The organism is Anaerosporobacter mobilis DSM 15930, assembly GCF_900142955.1.
In the GTDB taxonomy this organism is placed as follows: domain Bacteria; phylum Bacillota; class Clostridia; order Lachnospirales; family Lachnospiraceae; genus Anaerosporobacter; species Anaerosporobacter mobilis.
Map to the genome: position 1 here is coordinate 47,029 of NZ_FRCP01000020.1, position 21,747 is coordinate 68,775.

Consider the following 21,747-nt stretch of genomic DNA (forward strand, 5'->3'; position numbering starts at 1 on the left):
ATAAAACACATTGATATGCTTGTCGCCATTACAAAGAGTTTCGCAAAAGCTCAAAAGGTGTTACTTATTAAAAGGAGGGTTTTATTATGAGAAAAATGAAAAAATTCATAAGTCTTTTCGTAGCAACAGCTATGTGTGTTGGGATGCTTAGTGGCTGTGCTGCATCTTCTGGAAAAAAGGGAGATGGAAACGATGCGACACAGGTAACGGAAAAAACAGATGGTACAAATTCTACTGACGAAGCAGATAACAAGGATGGGGATACTACAGATACGGTGGCAAGTGCACTTCCAGATATGACAACAGAAGATATTACATTAACTTATGTACACTTTGATAACGAACCACTTGTACAATATCTTGCTGAAAAGTTCATGGAAAAGTATCCAAACATCAAGGTTGAGGTACAATATTATCCAGCAGATGGAGAATATAATAATACCTTACTTAACATGGTTAACAACGGAGAAACACCAGACTGTATGATGATTCTTGGTAATTGTGATTTTGCATTATCCAATCAGTTACTTGGAGATATGGCCGAGTACTGGGAAGCAGATCCAGAAAACCAAAACATTCTTCCTACAATCAACGAAGCAAAGATGGGATATTACGGTACAGATAAGAAGTACGGTACTCCTATGAAGTTTTTCCCAGATGCAATCTATGCAGATATGGCAGTATTTGAGAAGATGAATGTAGAGATGCCTCCAACTGATTGGAACTGGGATGAGATGATTAATGCAATCAAAGCAGTTACTTCTCCAAGCGATGGAATCTATGGATTTAATCAATTCCACTCACTTGTTACTTATTATCCAGTAGCAGCAGACCCTAATTGTATCGGTGAATTTGGTTGGGACGGTACTTCCTTCCATATGGAAAATTGGGCAAAAGGTGTTAACCAATGGGCTGAACTTGTAAACGGTAAATATCATGCGCCATTCTTTGATACAGATGAAAACGAAGCATGGACAGGAGATAGAACCGCTTGGGCTGGTTCTACTGGTAAGATTGGTTTCCAAATGGATGCTTGGTGGACATATCTTAACTTATTTGATACAGATGAATGGAAACAAAAAGGTATTGAGTTCGTTCCTTATACAACACCAGTAGTAGAAGGTTCTGGTTCTAAGAATGTATTTGGTGTGCTTGATTTTGGTGGTATCTCATCAGGTACAGAACACCCAAGAGAAGCATACGAATTGTTAAAATGGATGGGCTGGGGAGCAGAAGGTTGGACTCACAAATTAGAAGGCTATAAGACAATAACAGCAGCAGACGGAACTCCAATCTACAAACAATCTATGCCACTTCCAATTACATTAGATGAAACGGTATGGGCTGGTATTAAAGAATATTATCCATCAGCAACAAAAGAGAATCCAACAGAAGAAGACTTAAAATACGGTCCATACTTTGATGATTTCTTCAAAAAATGTATTAATGTAATTCCATTTGGTGATACACAAATTCCTGGATTCGTTAACTTCATTGCAGAGGCTTATGCTGGTATTGAAGATTCTGTTCGTATTGATGGAAAGAATGCAGCTGACTATGCAAGCGAATTAGAACAAAAAGCAAACCAATATAATCAAGATGCGTTAGCAGAAATTGGACAATAAATTTGGTAATGTGATTTCAAAACGCTATTTAGTGTGTTAATTGCTTCGTACGCTACACACAAAGACACAAAACACGCTACGTATCTAAGTACTTCTAAGTGTGTTTGGATAGATGATTGCAGTATGCGGAAACGCCTTCGATTCGGCATCCTGCCTCAGCGAAGTCTGGCTCGGCGTCCATGCCTCGCCTTCCTAGTATATTGAACACACACTAAGAAGTACTAAGATGCTACGCTATCGTTTTTTAGTCATTGTGTGAAGAGTACGAAGCGGGTTTACCGTACTTAGCGTTTTGAAACTTCAAACTTGGTCTAGTGTGATGAATGCTTCATATCTTCACACAATGACACAAAACACGCTACGCATCTAAGTACTTCTAAGTGTGTTTGGATAGATGATTGCAGTATGCGGAAACTCCTTCGATTCGGCATCCTGCCTCAGCGAAGTCTGGCTCGGCGTCCATGCCTCGCCTTCCTAGCATATTGAACACACACTAAGAAGTACTAAGATGCTACGCTATCGTTTTTTAGTCATTGTGTGAAGAGTACGAAGCGGGTTTACTGTACTTAGCGTTTTGAAACTTCAAACTTGGTCTAGTGTGATGAATGCTTCATATCTTCACACAATGACACAAAACACGCTACGCATCTAAGTACTTCTATGTGTTCACCACATTCATCAATGAATACGGACCCGCCTTCGATTCGGCATCCTGCCTCAGCGAAGGCTGGCTCGGCGTCCATGCCTCGCCTTCCTAGGATATTGAACACACACTAAGAAGTACTAAGATACTACGCTATCGTTTTTTAGTCATTGTGTGAAGAGTACGAAGGTTAACGTACTAAGCGTTTTGAAACTTCAAACTTAGTCTAGTGTGATGAGTGCTTTATAGCATCGCACGATGAAACAAAACATTAATTTGTGGCAGAAAGGATCGACTTACTATGGTAAAATACGTAATTAATACGACAGCAAAGAAAAGTAAGATTAATAAAGATATCTATGGGCATTTCTCGGAGCATCTTGGAAGATGTATCTATGAAGGACTATATGTGGGCGAAGACTCGGCGATTCCTAATACCAATGGTATGAGAAACGATGTTGTTAAAGCTTTGAAGGAGATTAAGATTCCAGTTTTAAGATGGCCAGGTGGTTGCTTTGCAGATGAGTATCACTGGATGGATGGAATTGGTCCAAAAGAAAACAGAAAAAGAATGATCAATACACACTGGGGTGGTGTAGTAGAAGATAATAGTTTTGGTACTCATGAATTCATGGAACTTTGCCGTCAATTAGAGTGTGATGCCTATATCAACGGGAATGTTGGTAGCGGTACGGTCCGCGAGATGTCTGAGTGGGTGGAATACTTAACTTTCGAAGGTGTTTCACCTATGGCCGAACTTAGAAAAGAAAACGGACATGAAGAATCTTGGGATGTGGAATACTTTGGTGTTGGCAATGAAAGTTGGGGCTGTGGTGGTAATATGACACCGGAGTATTATGGTGATCAGTACCGTAACTACCAGACGTATGTTAGAGATTACAAGCCAGGTAAGAGAATCAAAAAGATTGCATGTGGTGCCAATGTAGATGATTATGAGTGGACAGAAGGTATATTAAAGACTTGTTTCAGACATTCTCTACCTTTCCAACATGGATTTATGGATGGATTATCTCTTCATTATTATACTCATCCAGAAGGCTGGGAAATCAAGGGAAGTGCGACCGACTTCGATGAGAAGGTTTGGTATAAGACATTAAACAAGACATTATACATGGAGACACTAATTAATCGTCATGGAGCAATCATGGATAAATATGATCCAGAGAAGAATATTGCGATGATTATTGATGAGTGGGGAACTTGGTTTACTTGTGAACCTGGTACTAATCCTGGATTTTTATATCAACAAAACACAATGCGAGATGCCTTAGTTGCAGGTATTAACTTAAATATCTTCAATAAACATTCTGATCGTGTTCGTATGGCTAATATAGCACAGATGGTTAATGTATTGCAGGCTGTTATCTTAACAGAGGGAGAGAAGATGGTTCTTACTCCTACGTACCATGTGTTTAACATGTATAAGCATCATCAAGATGCCACTTTACTAGACAGTTTTATCGAGACAAAACAGATTGGTTTAGAGGAAGAATATATGGTTCCTAATCTGAATGAATCCGTATCAATAGATGAAGAAGGAACCGTACATATTACTTTGTCCAATTTATCCTTAGAGGAAAGTTATACAATTGATACAACCATACTTGATAAGAAGGTTACTTCATTAAAAGGAGAAATTCTTATGAATGATATGAAAGCGATGAATACCTTCGAAAATCCAGAAACTGTTCAAGTCAAAGAATTCACTGATATGGACATTACAGAAACAGGAATTCAGATCAGAATTCCAGCATGTAGTGTAGTTCATATTGAAGTGAGATAATAGAGGTTTTAGTAAAGCAATATTAAAAACATAAAGCGTTCGTTCAATAAGGTCTTGGAAAAGGAATTGGACGAACGCTTAAGTTTTATAAATAATGGTTAGGGTGTCAAAAGCCGCATTTAATTTCTTGATTTGTTAATTTGCATAAATTTATTTCATGTTATGCCAAACGTAGTTCATTTGCGACACGCTCTCGCTTTGACACCCAAACCAATAATGAATCATCAAAAGCCTCATGTAAAACGTACATTAGTAAATTTGCACATATAAAACTAGCATAACATGTTCAAACATAAATATGTGTAAAATAACGAACCAAAATTAAATTTGGCACTTGAGCCCTAAGAAGTTACAGAAGATAAAAGGATTAAGTAAGTAATAAAGTAGATCAAAAGATTAGAAAAAGGGGTACGAACAATGAAAAGCTTAAAAACTAAAGTTATCGTTCCTTTGCTGTTATTAGCAATAATCGGAATTGGTTCATCCTTTATAGGATTACGTTCCTTAAAGCAGCTTGGGGTGGTGGGAAATGATATTGCAGCAAGGAAGGTTCCTATAATCATTACACTAGATGCTATCTCAGCCAATGTAGAGCAGCTACAACAGTTATTGCTTACACATAGTGTTATGGATACAAAGGAAGATAAGCAAGAGGTCATGCAGAATATAAGTACATCAGCAGCGACTTTAAAGGCATATCTGGAAAAATATAAAGAACTTACTTCGGATGAAACTTCCTATAATCAATTGAATGATATCTATGAAGAGTATATGCAAAGCTATAAGGAAACTTTAAGTCTTAGTACTACCAATAACACTAGAGAAGTGAGCGCTAATGTAAATGGTGTACTGTCTGAACTATTTCAAAAATTAAATGTTAAAGTGCAGACTATGATTCAGCAAAATCAGGTAGATATTGGACTTGCTAAGGGAAAACAGGACAACATATATAGTAATGCAGTAATTACTGCATATGGTGTGTTGATTATTATGATACTTGTATTGTTTGCCAGTGTATTTGTAGTAATTAAGACTATTATCATACCTACGGTTGGTTATGAGAAAAAACTAAGAGAGATTACGAAAAAGATAAATGAAAACGTAGGGGATTTAACACAACGAATCCCAGTACATACGGCAGATGAAGTAGGAAAGTTAGTAAGAGGTGTCAATCTCTTTATTGTCACACTACAAAGAATCATGGGAGAAATCGTAACCTCTTCTATGAACTTGGATCAGACATTCTATAATGCCAATGAGAGTATTTCAAAAGCCAATGAAGATTCAGGAGATATCTCTGCAACAATGGAAGAGGTTGCGGCGACGATGGATAATGTATCGCAGACTATTAATGGAATTAACGAAAGTACAGCATCCGTAGGTGAGTCTGTGAATAAGATAACCGGAGTAACTCGTAATATTCATGTACATACTACCAAGATGAAACAACGAGCTGAAGATTTAGAAAAAACAGCAGTCTCTAACAAATATGAAACCAACAATATCATGGAGAATGTACTAAAACGCTTGGATCATGCCATAGAAAACAGCCAGAGTGTTGCCAGGGTAGATGAACTGACCAATGAAATTCTAGGCATCTCTGCACAGACGAATCTACTAGCGCTGAATGCCTCCATTGAGGCAGCAAGAGCAGGAGAGGCAGGGAAGGGATTTGCAGTTGTAGCGGATGAAATCAGACAACTTGCAGAAAACAGTAGGGAGACAGCTAATAAAATTCAAAGTATAAATTCCATAGTGGTCGGTGCGGTGAACGAATTGAGCGCAAGCTCTAATGAGATCATGGAATATATCTCATCTACTATACTACCAGATTATGATAACTATGCTGTATCAGGAAAGCAGTACTTAGAGGATGCAGGGGAAGTAAATAAAGCAATGGATGAATTCTTAGAGAAGATGGCGGAACTATCAAAACACATTACCATTGTGGTAAATCAGATGGGAGATATCGCGCAGGCGGTTGGAGAATGTAGTCAAGGTATCACCATGTCGGCAGATAGTACTTCTAAGTTAGTAAATGAAATTAATGAAGTGTATGTGAATGTAGAATCCAGTGTGGAAGTTGTTCGTAATCTGAAAAGGCAGTCAGATGCATTTGTCAATCTATAAGCAGGAAAAGGAGAAGGTGCGATGAGAACAAAATTATTAGCAATCATTCTTGCGGGAATGCTTGTAGGGATGAATACAGTTCCTGTTTTGGCGACTGAGATAGACACACAAGAGATAGGACAGGAAAACGATAAAACTACAGACAATGAAACGAGTGCAGGAAACGGGAGTAATCTTGTGGACGTAGATGTGATTGATTTGTCCCTACATTCAGAGACTAGTGGAGACTTCTCAGCGGTATATTCCTATGAGAATCCATTTAAAGGAAAAGATACCTCTCAAGGTGTTATTCTAGAATTCTATGCAAAGCCAACTTGGGAGGTTCATGAGCTTGGGACAATATTTGCATTTAATGGTAGTGGAGAATACGAAGGTAAATTATATTTCACACCTGGTTCTTATCTAGGATTTAATAGTGCGGCATTTGGTGGCTATTTTGATGCTAATCTCTTCAATTATACCATTGTTAAGGATTATATTAAGGATGGAGCTAAGATACGTATTGAAATCCTTCCTAGCGGTTTCTCTGTATATTCTAATGATGAACTGTGCTATGACCAGACGATTCTTGATAATCCAGAGGCAGGTGCAGGCGATTTCACATCAACATCAGATTTCTCAGGTGTACTAACTTGGATAGCTGGTGCCGATATGCTGTATCTTGGTTACGGGTCTTGGTGGAATGCAGTAGGTACGAATGAAGCAAATATTAACCTATCAGAAGTAAATTTTACTCTGAAGGATGGTACTGTTGTGATGAATCAATTGCATGCAGATAAGGAGCTGGTGGAATCTCTTGGAGGCAGCGTTGAATCTAGTAACGGAGAAGAAACTATGGATGTGGAGCTTACACAGGTTGAAGTAGAGATATTCGATATCAATTCAGTGGAATATGAAGGAGAATCTGTGCTACCAGTTGTAATTATAACTGTAGTTGCAGCCTTCGTAATTACCCTTGTAACCTTAATAATTGTAACAAAGAAGCGTACGTATAAAGAAGTTTAATTACAGGGGTTGGGCTTAACACCCAGATTAGTTTATAGACTTATAACTAAAACGTAATAAAGAAGATTAATATACTGCGTTTATTCAATCATAATTTAAAGTGATTGGATAAACGCATTTTTACTTTATTAAGCTTAAAAATAGTAAAAAATGATTATATTCGACAGCATAAAACAGTGGTAAAATGGAAATGTGCACCTTAATTTAGGGAAAATAAAAGAAATATTACAATGGGAGGAATAACATGGAGTTATTAAAAGCAAAAAAAGCAATGTTTAAAAGACTACTGTGCTTGTTGTTATGTGTAACAATTGTTACAACTGGAATACCAATCTATTCGAGTACAGCGCATGCAGCAGAAGCACAGACTAAGTTTGTTAAAGCAGAACCGGAGGTATTCGTACCAAGTTCTGGAGAAAAGGCGAAGATAACCTTTAATTTGGAAAGCAAGCGAAGTGTCAACATCTATGTAAAGGATGGAAAGAAGGTAATCGCCAACATTGTTAAGGACAAGGAATACAAAGGTGGCTATGTAACCCATGAAGTGCAATGGGATGGTAAAGATGACAATGGAAATTATGTAAACAGTGGAACCTATAAGATTATAGTGGAACCTGTAGGCAAATACAGTAAGTATAAATCTATTACCAGTGTAAGCGTTGTTGGTGATAGTAATGAAGCAATCTACATAGCACCAAATACCCAGGGAGATGTCTTCAAAGTATATGGAAAAGGCGGTAGTAAGCAAGGGATAAAGAGTGTTAATCTATCGGTAAAGAAGAATGGAAAATCTGGAGACAGTATTACTGCAACAGTAGGGAATAATCTTTGGTACGCAGAAGTTAGCATGGCTAGTTACAGCTTATATGATTTGAATGCCACCATTAAAAGTTCCTCAGGAACAACCACAAGCAGTATCTCTGCTGTTATGCATACTTTCCGTGTAACGGACCGTCTAGAATATCTAGCATCTGCTTATTATGGTGATTATAAGAAGGACTCTGTTATACGAAGAGATAATGGTATCTATGAAACCTATAAGAATAGTGGTGAATTAGTTGGTTCCAATCTATTAATAATTAATCCATCAAAAGATATCAAGCAAGAGATTACCAGTAACAACACAGCAACGAATCAACATCTTGGAATCATTGATCAGTTGCAAAGAACGGCATCCATGAATCCAGTTAGTTTAACCATGGGTAATAACTTCTATGAGAATGAGGATCTATCCATAGACGGTTATACACCACTTGTATTATCTAGATCGTATAACTCTATGGGAGAGAGCTTCCATGAGAATGGGATGAACTGGACCAATTCCTATACGTATTTCTTACAAGACTTAGGAAATACCATAGCCATACGATTTGAAGATGGACATATAGAATACTATACGAAGAATGAAGATGGAACCTTTGCAAAACCAGAAGGTCTGGCTAGAGAATTAAAGACCAATTCAGACGGAACCTACACGCTAACCGTAGACGGAACTAGTATCTATGAGTTTACTGCGAACGGTAAGATCAAAGAGATTAAAGACTTGAATGGAAATACAACCACATTCACTTATACAGACGGATTGCTCTCTAAGATAGAGAATATCAGTGGTTATTTTACATTTACATATAATACAGATGGAACCATTAAGTCTGTAAAGGATAGCGGAAGTCGTGAAATCAAATATGGATATACAGATGGACTATTAACTAGTTACACTGATGCAGAAGGTAATAAAACTACGTATTCATATGATTCCTACAACCGATTAAGCAAAGTAGTTAGCGCCGAGAAAGTGGTATTATATGAAATTGTATATGATACATCTGATCGTGTAACTACCAAAACTATTCAGGGAAGTACCTATACATACAGTAATAACGATAAAGGAAGAACAATTCAGTGTACCGAACCCAATGGAAATAAAATTACCTTCCGTTATACATCGGATTACCGAATTGAGTCGGAAGAATATTCTGACGGAACAATTAAGTATTATTATAAGGAAGACAGTGAGAAGACAGATAGCGGTAATGCAAAAGCCTCCTCTCAGTCTTCTAAGAAAACAGAAAAAGTAAGCAATACAGATAAAGCAGAAGCAGATCAAAACAAAACAGAAAATACAAATAATACAGAACCAAAAGCAATTGCACTTTCTACTGCAACAAAAGCACAAGAAGAAGTACAAATAGAAGAACAAGATGCAACTGTGGAAGAAGGAGAGAATAATGACATCTCCAACATCCTAGAACTGAAAACTAAGAACATGAATGTCGGCACAGGGGCTGTGGAGAATAACACCCTATATCCACAATTCCATATTATTAATACCAGTGATGCAGATATTGATTTATCTGATGTAACGTTACGGTATTATTTTACAATCGATGGAGAGATGCCATTAAAATTCTACTGTGATTATGCATCCATCCATGATACGAACGTAATAGCTAAGAACATAACTGGAAAGTTTGTGAAGTTAGACACACCAGTAGATGGCGCCGACTACTATATGGAAGTAGGCTTTACTAGCGGAGCCGGAAAACTGAAACCAGGAAGTTATACCGACATACATACAAGAATCGGAAAAAGTGATTGGAGCGTATTCAAACCGGGAGATGACTACTCACAGAATACATCAGGCGACTTAACGTACTTTGATCAAGTGGATATGTTCTATCAAGGAACATTGGTATGGGGAAAAGGCTCCATCTCAGGAGAAGGCTCAGAAGGACCATCAGATGGCAATAACGGTGGAGGAAACAATAACGGCGGTAATAACAACGGTGGAAATAATTCCGGAAACAGCAGTCCTGAGGAAGAAGAGATTATTCCGAAAGGAAAGAATAATCTAAAACTCAAGATGTACAATACTGGTAACAACGGTTCCTATGCGAATACCATTCATCCATTAATGAAATTAGTTAATATGGGTGAAAACATGGTGAAGCTTAGCGACGTAACCATTCGTTACTATTACACCGCAGATGATGACAAAGCACAGAATTTCTGGTGTGATTGGTCAAGTGCAGGTGCAAGTAATATAACAGGAACCTTTAATAAGATGGAGGAATCCTTTGAAGGAGCAGATTCCTATCTAGAAATCGGCTTTACAGAAGGAGCAAGTTACATTGATATCGGGGCAACTATAGATATCCACACCCGATTTGCAAAAGACGGTTGGGGTAATTATGATCTTACCAATGACCATTCCATCAACCCAGGAACGGAATACGTAGACTGGAAGAAGGTTGATGTATTCGTTGATGGAGTTAAGGTATGGGGAGAAGATCTAATTCCTAGTGAAGAGGAAGAATTAGAAGTCGAGCATATGGATTATGCAGACAGTACTTATACACCTGTACGTGCTGAGATGTACAATAATAACAGGGAGAGTCGAAGCAATCAGATCTCACCAAACTTCAGAATCTATAATACACAAGAAGAACCAATTAAATTATCTGACTTAAGATTAAACTACTATTATACCGCAGATGGACCAGAAGAACAGATCTTTGAAGTAGACTGGGCAGGAATCGGAAATAGGTTCCAAACATCAGTTAACAAAAGCGATATAACTTGTAATTTCACAGAAGTAAATGATAGTAATCTGGAAACCAAATGTGTTGCAGATATTGGCTTCACGAGAGAAGATATCGTCATAAATCCAGGAGAGTACCTTGAACTAAAAGTAAGAATCCATAGACAAGCTTGGACGAAATACGTACAATCCAATGACTTTTCTTTAAATTCAGAAAGCAAAACCTATGAAGAGTGGAAAAAGATTGCTGTCTTTATCGATGACCGCTGGGCATATGGTAGCATTCCATTATCCTATACCCAGATCATTGATCCAGATCCGAATGAAGAGGAAGATACACAGTATCCAGTAGAATCCAAAGAATCTTATGGTTCAAGTACGGATAAGGCAGGTAATTCTACAGGATATACGTATGATGACAATGGAAATATCACATCTGTAGTGGATGCCATGGGGAATACCACAACGAATACTTATAATAAAAGAGGCCAAATCACAAGTACAACGGATGCCCTATGTAATACAACAAAGTATGACTATGATAGTAAAGGAAACCTTACATCTGTAACAGACGCCCTAGGTAATACAACGAAGTATACCTATAATTCCAAAGGATATCTTACGAAGGAAACAAGAGCAGATGGAAGTACAGAAACAAGAACCTACGATAGCAAAGGAAATATAGAGACCATAACGGATGGAGAAGGAAATACCGTAACATACGATTATGATGTACTTAACCAAGTGACCAACTACACCGATGCCAATGGTGGTATAACAAAGTATGCGTATTCCTTGAATGGTAATGTTACAAAGATTACGGATGCCTTGGGGAACGAGGCAAAGACATCCTATAACAAAGATGGTCAAGTTCTAACAGAGACTGATAAGAATGGAGGTATCACTTCTTATGCATATGATAAGACTACGGGATATCTTAGCCAGACAACCAATGCATTAGCAGGTAAAGAAAGCTATCAATATGACAAGATGGGAAATCTGTCAAAAGTAACAGCACCAGATGGCGGAATCATTACCTATACTTACGATGTATTCGGTAGAGTAGAGAGTGAAACGGATGCCCTAGGTGGTAAGATTACGTATACCTATGATAAGAACGGGAATACCCTACAAGAAAAAGACGAATTAGGCAATGTAACAACCTATACTTATGATAAGTTAGAACGCGTGATTACACAAACTGATGCTGCTAAGAATACAATCACCTATGAATATGATGCCCTTGGAAGAACGGTAAAAGAAACCGATGCACAAGGTGGTGAAACCAAGTATACCTACGATAAACTAGGCAATGTAGTAGGTACAACGGATGCCAATGGACAAGTAACGAAAGACACTTACAATAAGGTTGGGCTCCTTGAAAGTACAACTGACGCAGAAGGCAATAAGATTAGCTACGAATATGACGCAGAAGGTAGAAGGACAAAGGAGACCGACGCAGAGGGTAATGCTACCACTTGGAAGTATGATAAGAATGGAAACATCACCAAGACAACCGATGCCAATGGACATAGTACGTCTTATACCTATGATAAAGAGAATCAAGTAACTTCTATTAAAGATGCTGAAGGCAATATGATTCAATATGAATATGATGCAAGTGGTAATACCACATCGGAAACCGATGTCCTAGGCTACAAGACAAGCTATACCTATGATGCCCTTGGAAACCAAACCAGCATAACCAATGCTCTAGGTAAGGTAAGCAAGAACGAATACAATTCAAGTAGCTTATTAACAAAAGAGACGGATGCGAATGGTAATGTTACAACCTATGAATATGACAAGAATGGTAATCTAAGTAAGAAAGCGGATGCCCTAGGTGCAGTAATCAGTTATACCTATGATAAAGCAAGTCAACTAATAGAAGAAGTAGATGCTCTTGGTTCTAAGACAACCTATACCCATGATACAAGAGGAAATGTACTTGTTAAGACAGATGCCAAAGGAAACAAGACTTCGTATGATTACAATAAGTCTGGTAATCTTACTAAAGTAACGGATGCTAGTGTCAATGGTGGCATTGACACTGGGAATGTAACGAAATACAGCTATGATAAGCTTGGCAATCTTACAGAACAAAAACGAGTAGGAAAGAGCTCTGACAAGGATCAAACAACTACCTATGAATACGATAAGAACGGAAACTTAACTAAGTTAACTGACCCTACAGGGGAAAGTATAACCTATGCTTACGATGCAGATGGAAAGCTTACAAAGGAAGTCCAGAAAGACGGAACAACCACAAAGTATACTTACGATAAGGTTGGCAATCAAAAGAAGATAACGTATAGTGATAACCGTAGTGTAAGTTATACATACACAAGTACCGATCAAGTTAAGACAATGACAGACTGGAATGGTACGACTACTTATGAATACGATGCTAACGGACAAGTTACTAAAGTAACAGATGGTAATAACCAAACAATCGAATACACTTGGACGAAGTTAGGGCAGAAGAAGTCCATTAAGTATCCAACAAGCGATAGTGTAAGCTATACCTATGATAATAACGGTAATCTTACCAAGGTAACTGATACGAACGGCGGAGTTACTAACTACACATACGATGCATTAAATCAAGTGAAGACCAAGAAACTTCCGAATGGTGCAGAGTCTACTTACACCTATGACAAGAACGGTTGGCTGACACAGAGGGAAGAAACAAGTAATGGAGCTTCAAAGCAAAGCTACGCTTACGAATACGATAAGAATGGAAACCGTACAAAAGAAACGAAAGTTTCTTCTGGAACAACGGAAACCACCCGTTATACCTATGATGTATTAAATCAATTGACAAGCGTAGTGGACAAGAATGGAACGAGAAACTATGCATTCGATGAGTTTAATAACAGAACGGTAAAAGAAGAGATTGGTAAGGAAACTACTCAGTATACGTATAATAACTTAAACCAGTTAGTTGAGACAGTACAAGGGTCGACGGTTACAACCTATGACTATGATAAGCGAGGAAATGTAGCAGAGGTTGAAGAAAACGGAGATACAAAACAAACCTATGTCTTTGATTCTACCAACAAGATGTCTAAGGTAGTAACCTATAAGGATAGTACTAGTGGAAGTGGAACCAGAGAGACGGTAACAACTAAGTATGCTTATGATGGTGTAGGAAACCGTGTTAATACTAAGGTTGAATTGAATGGTAGTGTAACAAATAATACAACCTATGTGGTGGACGAAGAATCTTCCTACAATGATATCATCATGGCAAAGGATAGTGTAAGTGGAAAGACATCCATCTTTACCTTCTCGGATGAAGTAATCAGTGTTGAAACATCTGGAAATATAAGCTATTATAGAAATGATGAAAAGCATAGTGTAACGGATATCCTTGATATGACTGGTAAGGTAAAGGCAACCATTGAGTATGACGAATATGGTGTGATTGCAAATCCAGAAGTAGTAAGTGCAGGCGGTAATATCTTTGCTTATACAGGACATGTATATGAGGAGAGTACGGGGCTGTATTATGCGAAGGCAAGGTATTATGATGCGGGGATTGGTCGGTTTGTAAGTGAGGATAGTTATAAGGGCGAAGCGAATGATCCTGCGAGTTTGAATCTGTATGGATATGTTAAGAATAATCCTGTTAATTATGTAGATTCGAGTGGATACTATGCAGAAGTAATAGTAGGATTTGGTGCACTTGTCATTTTATTATTGTATTATACAGGGGTATCAATGAAAGTTACAGGTGAGTTTTTTAGTTCAGGAAAAGCTAATGAGCTGTTGAAAAATGTAAAAACAGTAATATGTGATGGAGTTACCTATACAGTAAAAAAATTCAAGCAGAAATTTTCAAAAGAACTTGAGTGGAAAGCCATTGCACCGCCTAGTGTAAAATTAGCAAATACGGTAACTAAATCTAAAGGTAATAAAAAAGAAGAAAAATCTGGAGAAAAAGCTGTTAAACCTGAAGCAGCTGTCTTAGGTAGTAAAAAACATGGTATTAGGTGGAAAGAGGGAAAAGCAAGAGCAAAAGCTGAAAATAAACCACAAGGACAATGGGCAAGAGAAGATATAGATTATGCAACTAAAATGGCAAATTCTTTAAAACCAAAAGAAAGCGGGTATTTTAAGTTGCCAAAAGGGTCAAAATCTATAGTCTATATGCCTGACGGAAGAGTAATACAAGCCACATTAATGTGGCTTAGGAATAACGGGACAGGAACATGGCATGGCTATCCAATGCCTTAGGAGGAATAGGAATGGAATTTTTTATACAAGTAAGTAAACCAATATGTTTAAATAACTATGATAATGCAGATGAAAGTTTAGCAGATGCTATGGAGACTATTTTTCCATTACTAACTGAGGGGGCTATAATAATGTGGAACTATATTCCTATACGATTATCTTATAAGTACGATATTAGCTATATGTTAGATGATATTGTAGACATGCTCTTAATGATAAGAACTAAAGAAAAGGGAAAAATGGAAATACAATGGCTTCCGGATACATTTAGGTGTGATTGGAAATTACAATGGAATGAAGGAACTATAAAAATAAAGTCAGAGTGGGGAGGAATAATAGGGGATTTAGAAAAAATATTAAATAAAAACTCTGAGGTGTGTTTAAAAGTTAACGAATTTAGAGGAGAATGGAAAAAATTATTAGAACTAGTAATAAAAAATTTAAAAAATAGTGGATATCAAGAAAATCAAATTAGAAACATGGATAATCTATTAGTAGAATATAATAAAATAAGTGAAGAGGGTATCTTGTATCAGGAGAAGAAAATTAAACTTTGAAGCAAATAAGTTTTATGACTAAATTTAATTAAGTATATTAAGTAATGCTATGTTCTCCCTTATAATTAGTCCTAAGTAATACAAAGAAAGCAACTAAAAATATAGACAAAATAGTTACTCACTTTTTGGATACAAAAAATTTAATTGAGTATAAGATTCTATATAAAAAATACGTTAGATTGTTGAATCGGCTCCCCAAAATTAGATCTAAAAATTGATATGCCCCTTGTCAAGTAGACAGGACAAATATCAAAAACGAGATGCTGATGAACGACCGCACATATCAGTTTTGTGTGGTCGTTTTTCTATGCACACCATTTGTCTTTATATTTTACAACACGTTTATTTTCAAGGATAAATAACGCTCTGTTCTTTAAGTTTCTTATGAAAAACCTTGCTTGTATAATGAAACCCTCGATAGCTATGAAAGACTAGTTTTGCATTTGGATAAGAGGCAAGTACTTTTTTAAACGTTTTAATTACTAGCTTATTATCATTTCTGCAACTGATTACATACGAAAAATGGTTTCATCATGGCAAAGGAGAAAAGTATAAGTGGAAAGACCTCAATCTTTACCTTCGCAACTGGATATATAAGCTATTTAAGAAATGATGAAGAGCATAGTGTAACGAATATTCTAGATAAAGCTGGTAAGGTAAAAGCTACAATTGCATATGATGAATATGGTGTAATCGAAAATCCTGAAGTAGTAGGTACAAGTGGTAATATCTTTGCCTATACGGGACATGTATATGAGGAAAGTACGGTAGTAATGATGTTAAGCGGTTTGCTGAGTTAAGCGCAAAATCAAAAAGTAGTGGACCATTAAAAGGTAAGGTGGCAGATGATGCGGCTAAAAATTTAGGATTTTCAAAGATAAAGGAAAAATCACATGGTCAACCAATATATAAAAAAGGGAATAAATATATTACACCTGATATTGATGGACATAATGGTGGAGTATGGAAAATGGCTAATTCAATAAAAAATTTGGCATCTAAGGCTACAAGAATGGGTACATATGACATTAATTTGGTCAGAATTGGAGATTAGAATGATAAAATATAGAATTTCAAAATATAATCCTAATAAAAGAGACTCAAATAATAAATATGCAGTAGATACATGGACTTCATATGCGGATATAGGGAAAAATTATAATAATAATAGAATTAGCTTTGAGGAGTATATTGAAGTTGAGAATAATTATGTTATTGTATTAATGATGGTTCTTGAAGCTGTTGGTGTTAAAAGAATTCAAATCAATGACCTAGAGATTAATTTTACTATATCAGAGATGAATCAAATGTTTACCAATAAATTACCAATGTTAACTGAAGTACAAATTAATATCATAAATACTTTAAAGAATAATTATAGTATTGATTATCCACAAATAGGAGAATATGTTCGATTAATTTTAAGAGAATGTTTTTGGTGTCGTTTATATGATAAGGAAACAGAAAACAATATAGAGTTTGGTTATGACTATTATATGTATATAACTTGTGCGAAGATACCTAATGATATAATTAATAGAGGCAGTAATATTGGGGTTTATATTGAAAAAATATAGAGTAAGGTTAAAGGAAAAACGGGTAGCTTATCTACAGAAGGAGAAGCTAATTCAAGTACAGAGTTATATAATGAGAATGGGAAGTTAATTCAGAGGAGGTACTACGATAAAAATGGTAAGGTCGAATTTGATATTGATTTTTCCCATGGTGGAAATCATAAATTTCCACATATACATAACTGGAAATAGCTAATTAGGAAATTGCGAAACTCAAAAGTGATTGATGTGGACAGACAACTCCCCCCAAATTAATAAGAAGTTATAGGATTTTTAATCTGAAAAATGCATAAATTAAAATTATAGACATTTCAACAGATATTTGAAAGCAGATTGATAAAATTTTTTGAGGAGGTATTATTTGGTTACGAGGAAAGTATCCTGTGTTCTCAATGGGTCCAGAGTATTACAAATGACTAAAAATTACTAATTTTGAAAGGAGAAAAAAATGTGGAATAAAATTGTGACGGAATCGGATATTTCAAATTTTATGAGAGATATAAATAGTTTTTCTGATAGCTGTATTAAAGAAATTAGGTATGTAAGTGGTGGATATGTAAATGAAGATTTAAGCATGTATGCTCATAATTCTAAACGAAATTTATATATTTGTATTCAACGACAATATAACACTTTCTCGACTATAGAATTAATGTTTCAGGGAGTATATAAATTTAGTATGATACCTAGAAATGGACATAAGGATTGTGTAATTTATGATTCCAGCTTAATTAAAAAGCGAAATTTATATTATTGGGCTGATTATGAAGATTTAGATATTAACAATATTGAAGAATATGGCACACTTGTTATAGCTGAACAAATCTATTGGAGAAATATTAATACAAATTTGGGAAATAAAGAAGTATATATTAATAATCTGGAATAAATGGTTTTAATATAAATTAAGAAAGTGTGCATTGAGTGCATATGGCATAAAACAAATGCTGTCGTGTTTAATAGAACATAAATAGACAAATTTAGTTAAACAATTGAGATACAGTGGATATTGTATAGGTATATTTTGGTTTTGAAGTAATCGTTATCATTTACATTTGTAAGTAGTATATTAGGAATGAGTAGGATACGTCTTATTATGAGGTGACCCCTATAAGTTAGACTTTTTAGCGTAGCAGTTTTAGACTGCTACGCTATTTCTTGTGCTGCCAAGAAGTTGAGTCTGTGTTTTACAGGACCTTCCGACTTGGTTCCTCAGGAAAGCTTACAAAGGAAGTCCAGAAAGACGGAACAACCACAAAGTATACTTATGATAAGGTTGGAAATGAAAAGAAGATAACGTATAGTGATAACCGTAGCGTAAGTTATACCTATACAAGTACCAATCAAGTGAAGACAATGAATGATTGGAACGATACAACCACCTATGAATACGATGCTAACGGACAAGTTACCAAAGTAACCGATGGTAAAAACCAAACAATTGGATACACTTGGACGAAGTTAGGACAGAAGAAGTCCATCAAGTATCCAACAGGAGATAGTGTAAGTTATACTTATGACAATAATGGTAATTTAACCAAGGTAACTGATACGAACAGTGGAGTTACTAACTACACCTACGATGCATTAAATCAAGTGAAGACCAAGAACCTTCCAAATGGAGCAGAGTCTACTTACACCTATGATACGAACGGCTGGTTGACACAGAGAGAAGAAACTAGCAATGGAGCTTCAAAGAAAAGCTATACTTACGAATACGATAAGAATGGAAATAGAACAAAAGAAACTAAGGTTTCTTCTGGAACAACGGAAACCACTCGTTATACCTATGATGTATTAAATCAATTGATAAGCGTAGTGGACAAGAAGGGAACGAGATACTATGCATTCGATGAGTTTAATAACAGAACGGTAAAAGAAGAGATCGGTAAGGAAACTACTCAGTATACGTATAACAATTTAAAACAGTTAGCTGTGACTATACAAGGATCAACGGTTACAACCTATGACTATGATAAACGAGGAAATGTAGCAAAGGTTGAAGAAAACGGAGATACAAAACAGACCTATGTGTTTGACTCTACTAACAAGATGGCTAAGGTAGTAACCTATAAGGATAATACTAGTGGAAGTGGAACCTCAACTGTAACTACAAAGTATAATTATGATGGAGCAGGAAATAAAATAGGTATGAAGCATGAAACGAATGGTAGATTAACAAGTGATATAATCTATGCCATTGATCCCGTATCTTCCTACAATGATATTATCATGGCAGAGGATAGAGTGACAGGAGAGACATCAATTTTCACATTCTCCAATGAAGTAATCAGTGTTGAAACGTTTGGAAATATAAGTTATTATAGAAATGACGAAAAGAGTAGTGTAACAGATATCTTAGATATGGCGGGTAAGGTAAAAGCTACGATTACGTATGATGAATATGGTGTAATTGCAAATCCAGAAGTTGTAAGTATAGGCGGTAATATCTTCGCTTATACTGGACATGTGTATGAGGAGAGTACGGGGCTGTATTATGCGAAGGCAAGGTATTATGATGCGGGAATTGGTCGGTTTATAAGTTTAGATAGTTACGTGGGAGAACAAAAAGAGAGTATAAGCTTAAATCAATATATTTATGTATTGAATAACCCAATAAAATTTATTGATCCTAGTGGATATTATTCGCTTTCAGAGGGGGTATTAGCCCATAAACAATTGCAGATTTATTTCGAAGAGCTTTATTTAAGGGATAATCCACATTTAATAGGGTTTATTGAATATCCAATATATTCGAAAAAAGTCTTTAAAAATAAGTCTGGCTCTGGAAGAGCAGACATTGTCCTATTAAATGGTGGAACTTTTGAAATATATGAAATAAAGCCCTTTAGCCAAAGAGAATCTGGAAGAGCTCAATTAAAGAACTATGTTAGAGCATTAAGAGAAACAAAGAAAAGTGTGGTGCGGGGGATTACATTTAACCCTAATGGACTCGAACTTACATGCCCATGGAATCCTAATAAAGTTATTAAATACTATACGTATTCAAATGATAAAGGAATGATTTATTATAGTACAGTTAATATAAAAAAACAGCCTCAGGAGGAACCTGTTACAAATAAAAGTAAAGCTAAATCACCAAGTAAGGGTAATAAAATTGATTACAATAAAGTAAGAGACGGAGTTGTTGTTGTTTCTTCTGCATATGCAATTTACAGAGTGGCAAGGTTTATTCCATCACTTTTTCCTGCCGCATGGTGGACTATTCCAGCTAACTTAGTAACACCTTAATTAGAAAGAAAGGATATATAATGGTAAAAATAAAATTAATAAAGGAAATTATAGGAAAAAAATTAAAACCATATGGTTTTAAGTATTATGGAAAAGAACCAAATTCATGGATTTTTAGTAGAAAGTATAACAATCTAGAGCAATTCGTATGCATATATGATAGTAGATACGGTGCTGGATTGAGAGTTGAGCTGTATACATCAATGGATAAGGGAGATAGGTCGGAAATTAAATCTTTTTATCCATTGTGGGAACAGGAATTTAATAAACTTTTTTGGGAGTATTCAGATGCACAATCATTTAGTCAAATACTTAACGAATTTGCACCAATAATAATTGACTATGGTTTGGATGAATTAGAATTATTAAGTATACCTACGAGAGAAAAGCTGATAAGACCAACAAAAGAAATGCAAAAGATTTTATATGATAATCATGAGGAGTATTGTAGTCGTTTTATGAAAGCATATAATATGAAAAATGAGGATATTTACCAAGTGATAGAGGATATTTCTTCAATATTGAAAAAAAATAAGGATAAAAATTATGAAGAAATAAGAGAGTTGCTAATTGAAATAGCAGCTTATTATGGAAACCATATTTGCTTTCAGTTTGACGGAGAATGGAAATGGGATGTAGATATCTGCACCATTATATTTCATCATAATGATGAAGAACTCGAATGTCTACCATTACAACAGATAGTATTTAATTGGAGAGATATTAATATTGAAAATGGGCTTAAGGAAACATTTGATGAATTATTTTTGTAATAGCAATGAATGAAAGTTTACTTAGTTAATGCAATAGGCTACATTTTTTAGAATGGTGAAAGGCGGTGAAAAGTTAAGGATTCTTCCGCGCATTGTAAAAAGATATCCTGCTTCATTTATGAATTTGTGGTAATCTCTAATTAAATAAAATTTTAATAAAAGATACATTATATTGTCCGATGACAGTGTGATGTGTCTTTTACTATAGTATAAAAATTAAGGACTAGAAGTGTTGACTTTGAACTACGTATACCTATGATATTAAATCGGGTGGTCTCGTAGTTCAATGCTTATTGGAACTTTTCTGATAAGGAATCATTTAGACAGGTGTTAACTATGTTTCTGAAAATCATTCTGGAATATAGGTTAGATACATTGGAGGCACTAAGCATTTGAATTGGGGCTAATAGTAAAATAACGAAAGATATGTTTAGAATGCTATACAAACATCATGATAATTTAAGTGAAAAGTTTATTAAGTGTATCAAGTTTCAATAAATAAAATAACAGAGGGAATAGAAAAACTATATCAGATAATTAACAAAAAGCAAGATAAAGAATATGAGTCTATGAAGGAATTATTTATTGAAATGGCATCTTACTA

General features: G+C 35.7%; 13 protein-coding genes. 12 read left to right on the forward strand and 1 reads right to left on the reverse strand.

Going from position 1 to position 21,747, the window contains the following annotated elements; translation table 11 throughout:
• The first annotated feature begins 86 nt into the window (after nt 1-86).
• Complete coding sequence (locus tag BUB90_RS18250) at nt 87-1,625, forward strand: ABC transporter substrate-binding protein (protein ID WP_073290050.1); 1,539 nt, start codon at nt 87-89, stop codon at nt 1,623-1,625.
• 593 nt (nt 1,626-2,218) lie between these two features.
• Here the strand turns inward: BUB90_RS18250 and BUB90_RS23615 are convergent.
• On the reverse strand, nt 2,219-2,368 hold the full coding sequence (locus BUB90_RS23615; RefSeq protein ID WP_170865530.1) for a hypothetical protein: 150 nt from the start codon (nt 2,366-2,368) through the stop codon (nt 2,219-2,221).
• 201 nt (nt 2,369-2,569) lie between these two features.
• On the opposite strand from BUB90_RS23615, the gene BUB90_RS18255 reads away from it, so the two are divergent.
• From BUB90_RS18255 to BUB90_RS18310, 11 genes are all read left to right on the forward strand, one after another.
• Nucleotides 2,570-4,072 (forward strand): alpha-N-arabinofuranosidase, encoded by a 1,503-nt coding sequence (locus BUB90_RS18255; RefSeq protein WP_073290052.1) that lies wholly within the window; start codon nt 2,570-2,572, stop codon nt 4,070-4,072.
• 417 nt (nt 4,073-4,489) lie between these two features.
• Entirely contained in the window at nt 4,490-6,202 is a 1,713-nt protein-coding gene (locus BUB90_RS18260) for a methyl-accepting chemotaxis protein (RefSeq protein WP_073290054.1), read from the forward strand.
• A gap of 21 nt (nt 6,203-6,223) precedes the next feature.
• Nucleotides 6,224-7,207 carry a hypothetical protein gene (locus BUB90_RS18265; protein ID WP_073290056.1) on the forward strand — a complete coding sequence of 328 codons (984 nt, stop codon included), beginning with the start codon at nt 6,224-6,226 and terminating at the stop codon, nt 7,205-7,207.
• 244 nt (nt 7,208-7,451) lie between these two features.
• Nucleotides 7,452-14,987, forward strand: coding sequence for a cellulose binding domain-containing protein (locus tag BUB90_RS18270; protein WP_073290058.1), 7,536 nt, complete (start codon nt 7,452-7,454; stop codon nt 14,985-14,987).
• An 11-nt stretch (nt 14,988-14,998) separates the two neighbouring features.
• A complete protein-coding gene (locus BUB90_RS18275; RefSeq protein ID WP_073290060.1) occupies nt 14,999-15,544 on the forward strand; it encodes a hypothetical protein in 546 nt (181 codons plus the stop codon).
• A 533-nt stretch (nt 15,545-16,077) separates the two neighbouring features.
• Nucleotides 16,078-16,344: a hypothetical protein gene (locus BUB90_RS18285; protein ID WP_073290063.1), complete on the forward strand. Its 267-nt coding sequence runs from the start codon at nt 16,078-16,080 to the stop codon at nt 16,342-16,344.
• 38 nt (nt 16,345-16,382) lie between these two features.
• Entirely contained in the window at nt 16,383-16,598 is a 216-nt protein-coding gene (locus tag BUB90_RS18290; protein WP_073290065.1) for a toxin C-terminal domain-containing protein, read from the forward strand.
• 1 nt (nt 16,599) lies between these two features.
• Nucleotides 16,600-17,121, forward strand: a complete 522-nt coding sequence (locus BUB90_RS18295) for a hypothetical protein (RefSeq protein WP_073290067.1) — start codon at nt 16,600-16,602, stop codon at nt 17,119-17,121.
• Nucleotides 17,122-17,566: 445 nt separating this feature from the next.
• Nucleotides 17,567-18,007 carry a hypothetical protein gene (locus tag BUB90_RS18300; protein ID WP_073290069.1) on the forward strand — a complete coding sequence of 147 codons (441 nt, stop codon included), beginning with the start codon at nt 17,567-17,569 and terminating at the stop codon, nt 18,005-18,007.
• A 293-nt stretch (nt 18,008-18,300) separates the two neighbouring features.
• Entirely contained in the window at nt 18,301-20,370 is a 2,070-nt protein-coding gene (locus BUB90_RS18305) for an RHS repeat-associated core domain-containing protein (RefSeq protein ID WP_073290071.1), read from the forward strand.
• 20 nt (nt 20,371-20,390) lie between these two features.
• Entirely contained in the window at nt 20,391-21,143 is a 753-nt protein-coding gene (locus BUB90_RS18310; protein ID WP_073290073.1) for a hypothetical protein, read from the forward strand.
• Nucleotides 21,144-21,747: the final 604 nt, after the last annotated feature.

What these genes read in the sequence shown, in the direction of transcription:
- BUB90_RS23615 (WP_170865530.1), bottom strand. Translation starts at nt 2,368, where the DNA reads ATGGACGCCGAGCCAGCCTTCGCTGAGGCAGGATGCCGAATCGAAGGC.
- BUB90_RS18250 (WP_073290050.1), top strand. Translation starts at nt 87, where the DNA reads ATGAGAAAAATGAAAAAATTCATAAGTCTTTTCGTAGCAACAGCTATG.
- BUB90_RS18265 (WP_073290056.1), top strand. Translation starts at nt 6,224, where the DNA reads ATGAGAACAAAATTATTAGCAATCATTCTTGCGGGAATGCTTGTAGGG.
- BUB90_RS18295 (WP_073290067.1), top strand. Translation starts at nt 16,600, where the DNA reads ATGATAAAATATAGAATTTCAAAATATAATCCTAATAAAAGAGACTCA.
- BUB90_RS18255 (WP_073290052.1), top strand. Translation starts at nt 2,570, where the DNA reads ATGGTAAAATACGTAATTAATACGACAGCAAAGAAAAGTAAGATTAAT.
- BUB90_RS18285 (WP_073290063.1), top strand. Translation starts at nt 16,078, where the DNA reads ATGGCAAAGGAGAAAAGTATAAGTGGAAAGACCTCAATCTTTACCTTC.
- BUB90_RS18310 (WP_073290073.1), top strand. Translation starts at nt 20,391, where the DNA reads ATGGTAAAAATAAAATTAATAAAGGAAATTATAGGAAAAAAATTAAAA.
- BUB90_RS18275 (WP_073290060.1), top strand. Translation starts at nt 14,999, where the DNA reads ATGGAATTTTTTATACAAGTAAGTAAACCAATATGTTTAAATAACTAT.
- BUB90_RS18300 (WP_073290069.1), top strand. Translation starts at nt 17,567, where the DNA reads ATGTGGAATAAAATTGTGACGGAATCGGATATTTCAAATTTTATGAGA.
- BUB90_RS18270 (WP_073290058.1), top strand. Translation starts at nt 7,452, where the DNA reads ATGGAGTTATTAAAAGCAAAAAAAGCAATGTTTAAAAGACTACTGTGC.
- BUB90_RS18260 (WP_073290054.1), top strand. Translation starts at nt 4,490, where the DNA reads ATGAAAAGCTTAAAAACTAAAGTTATCGTTCCTTTGCTGTTATTAGCA.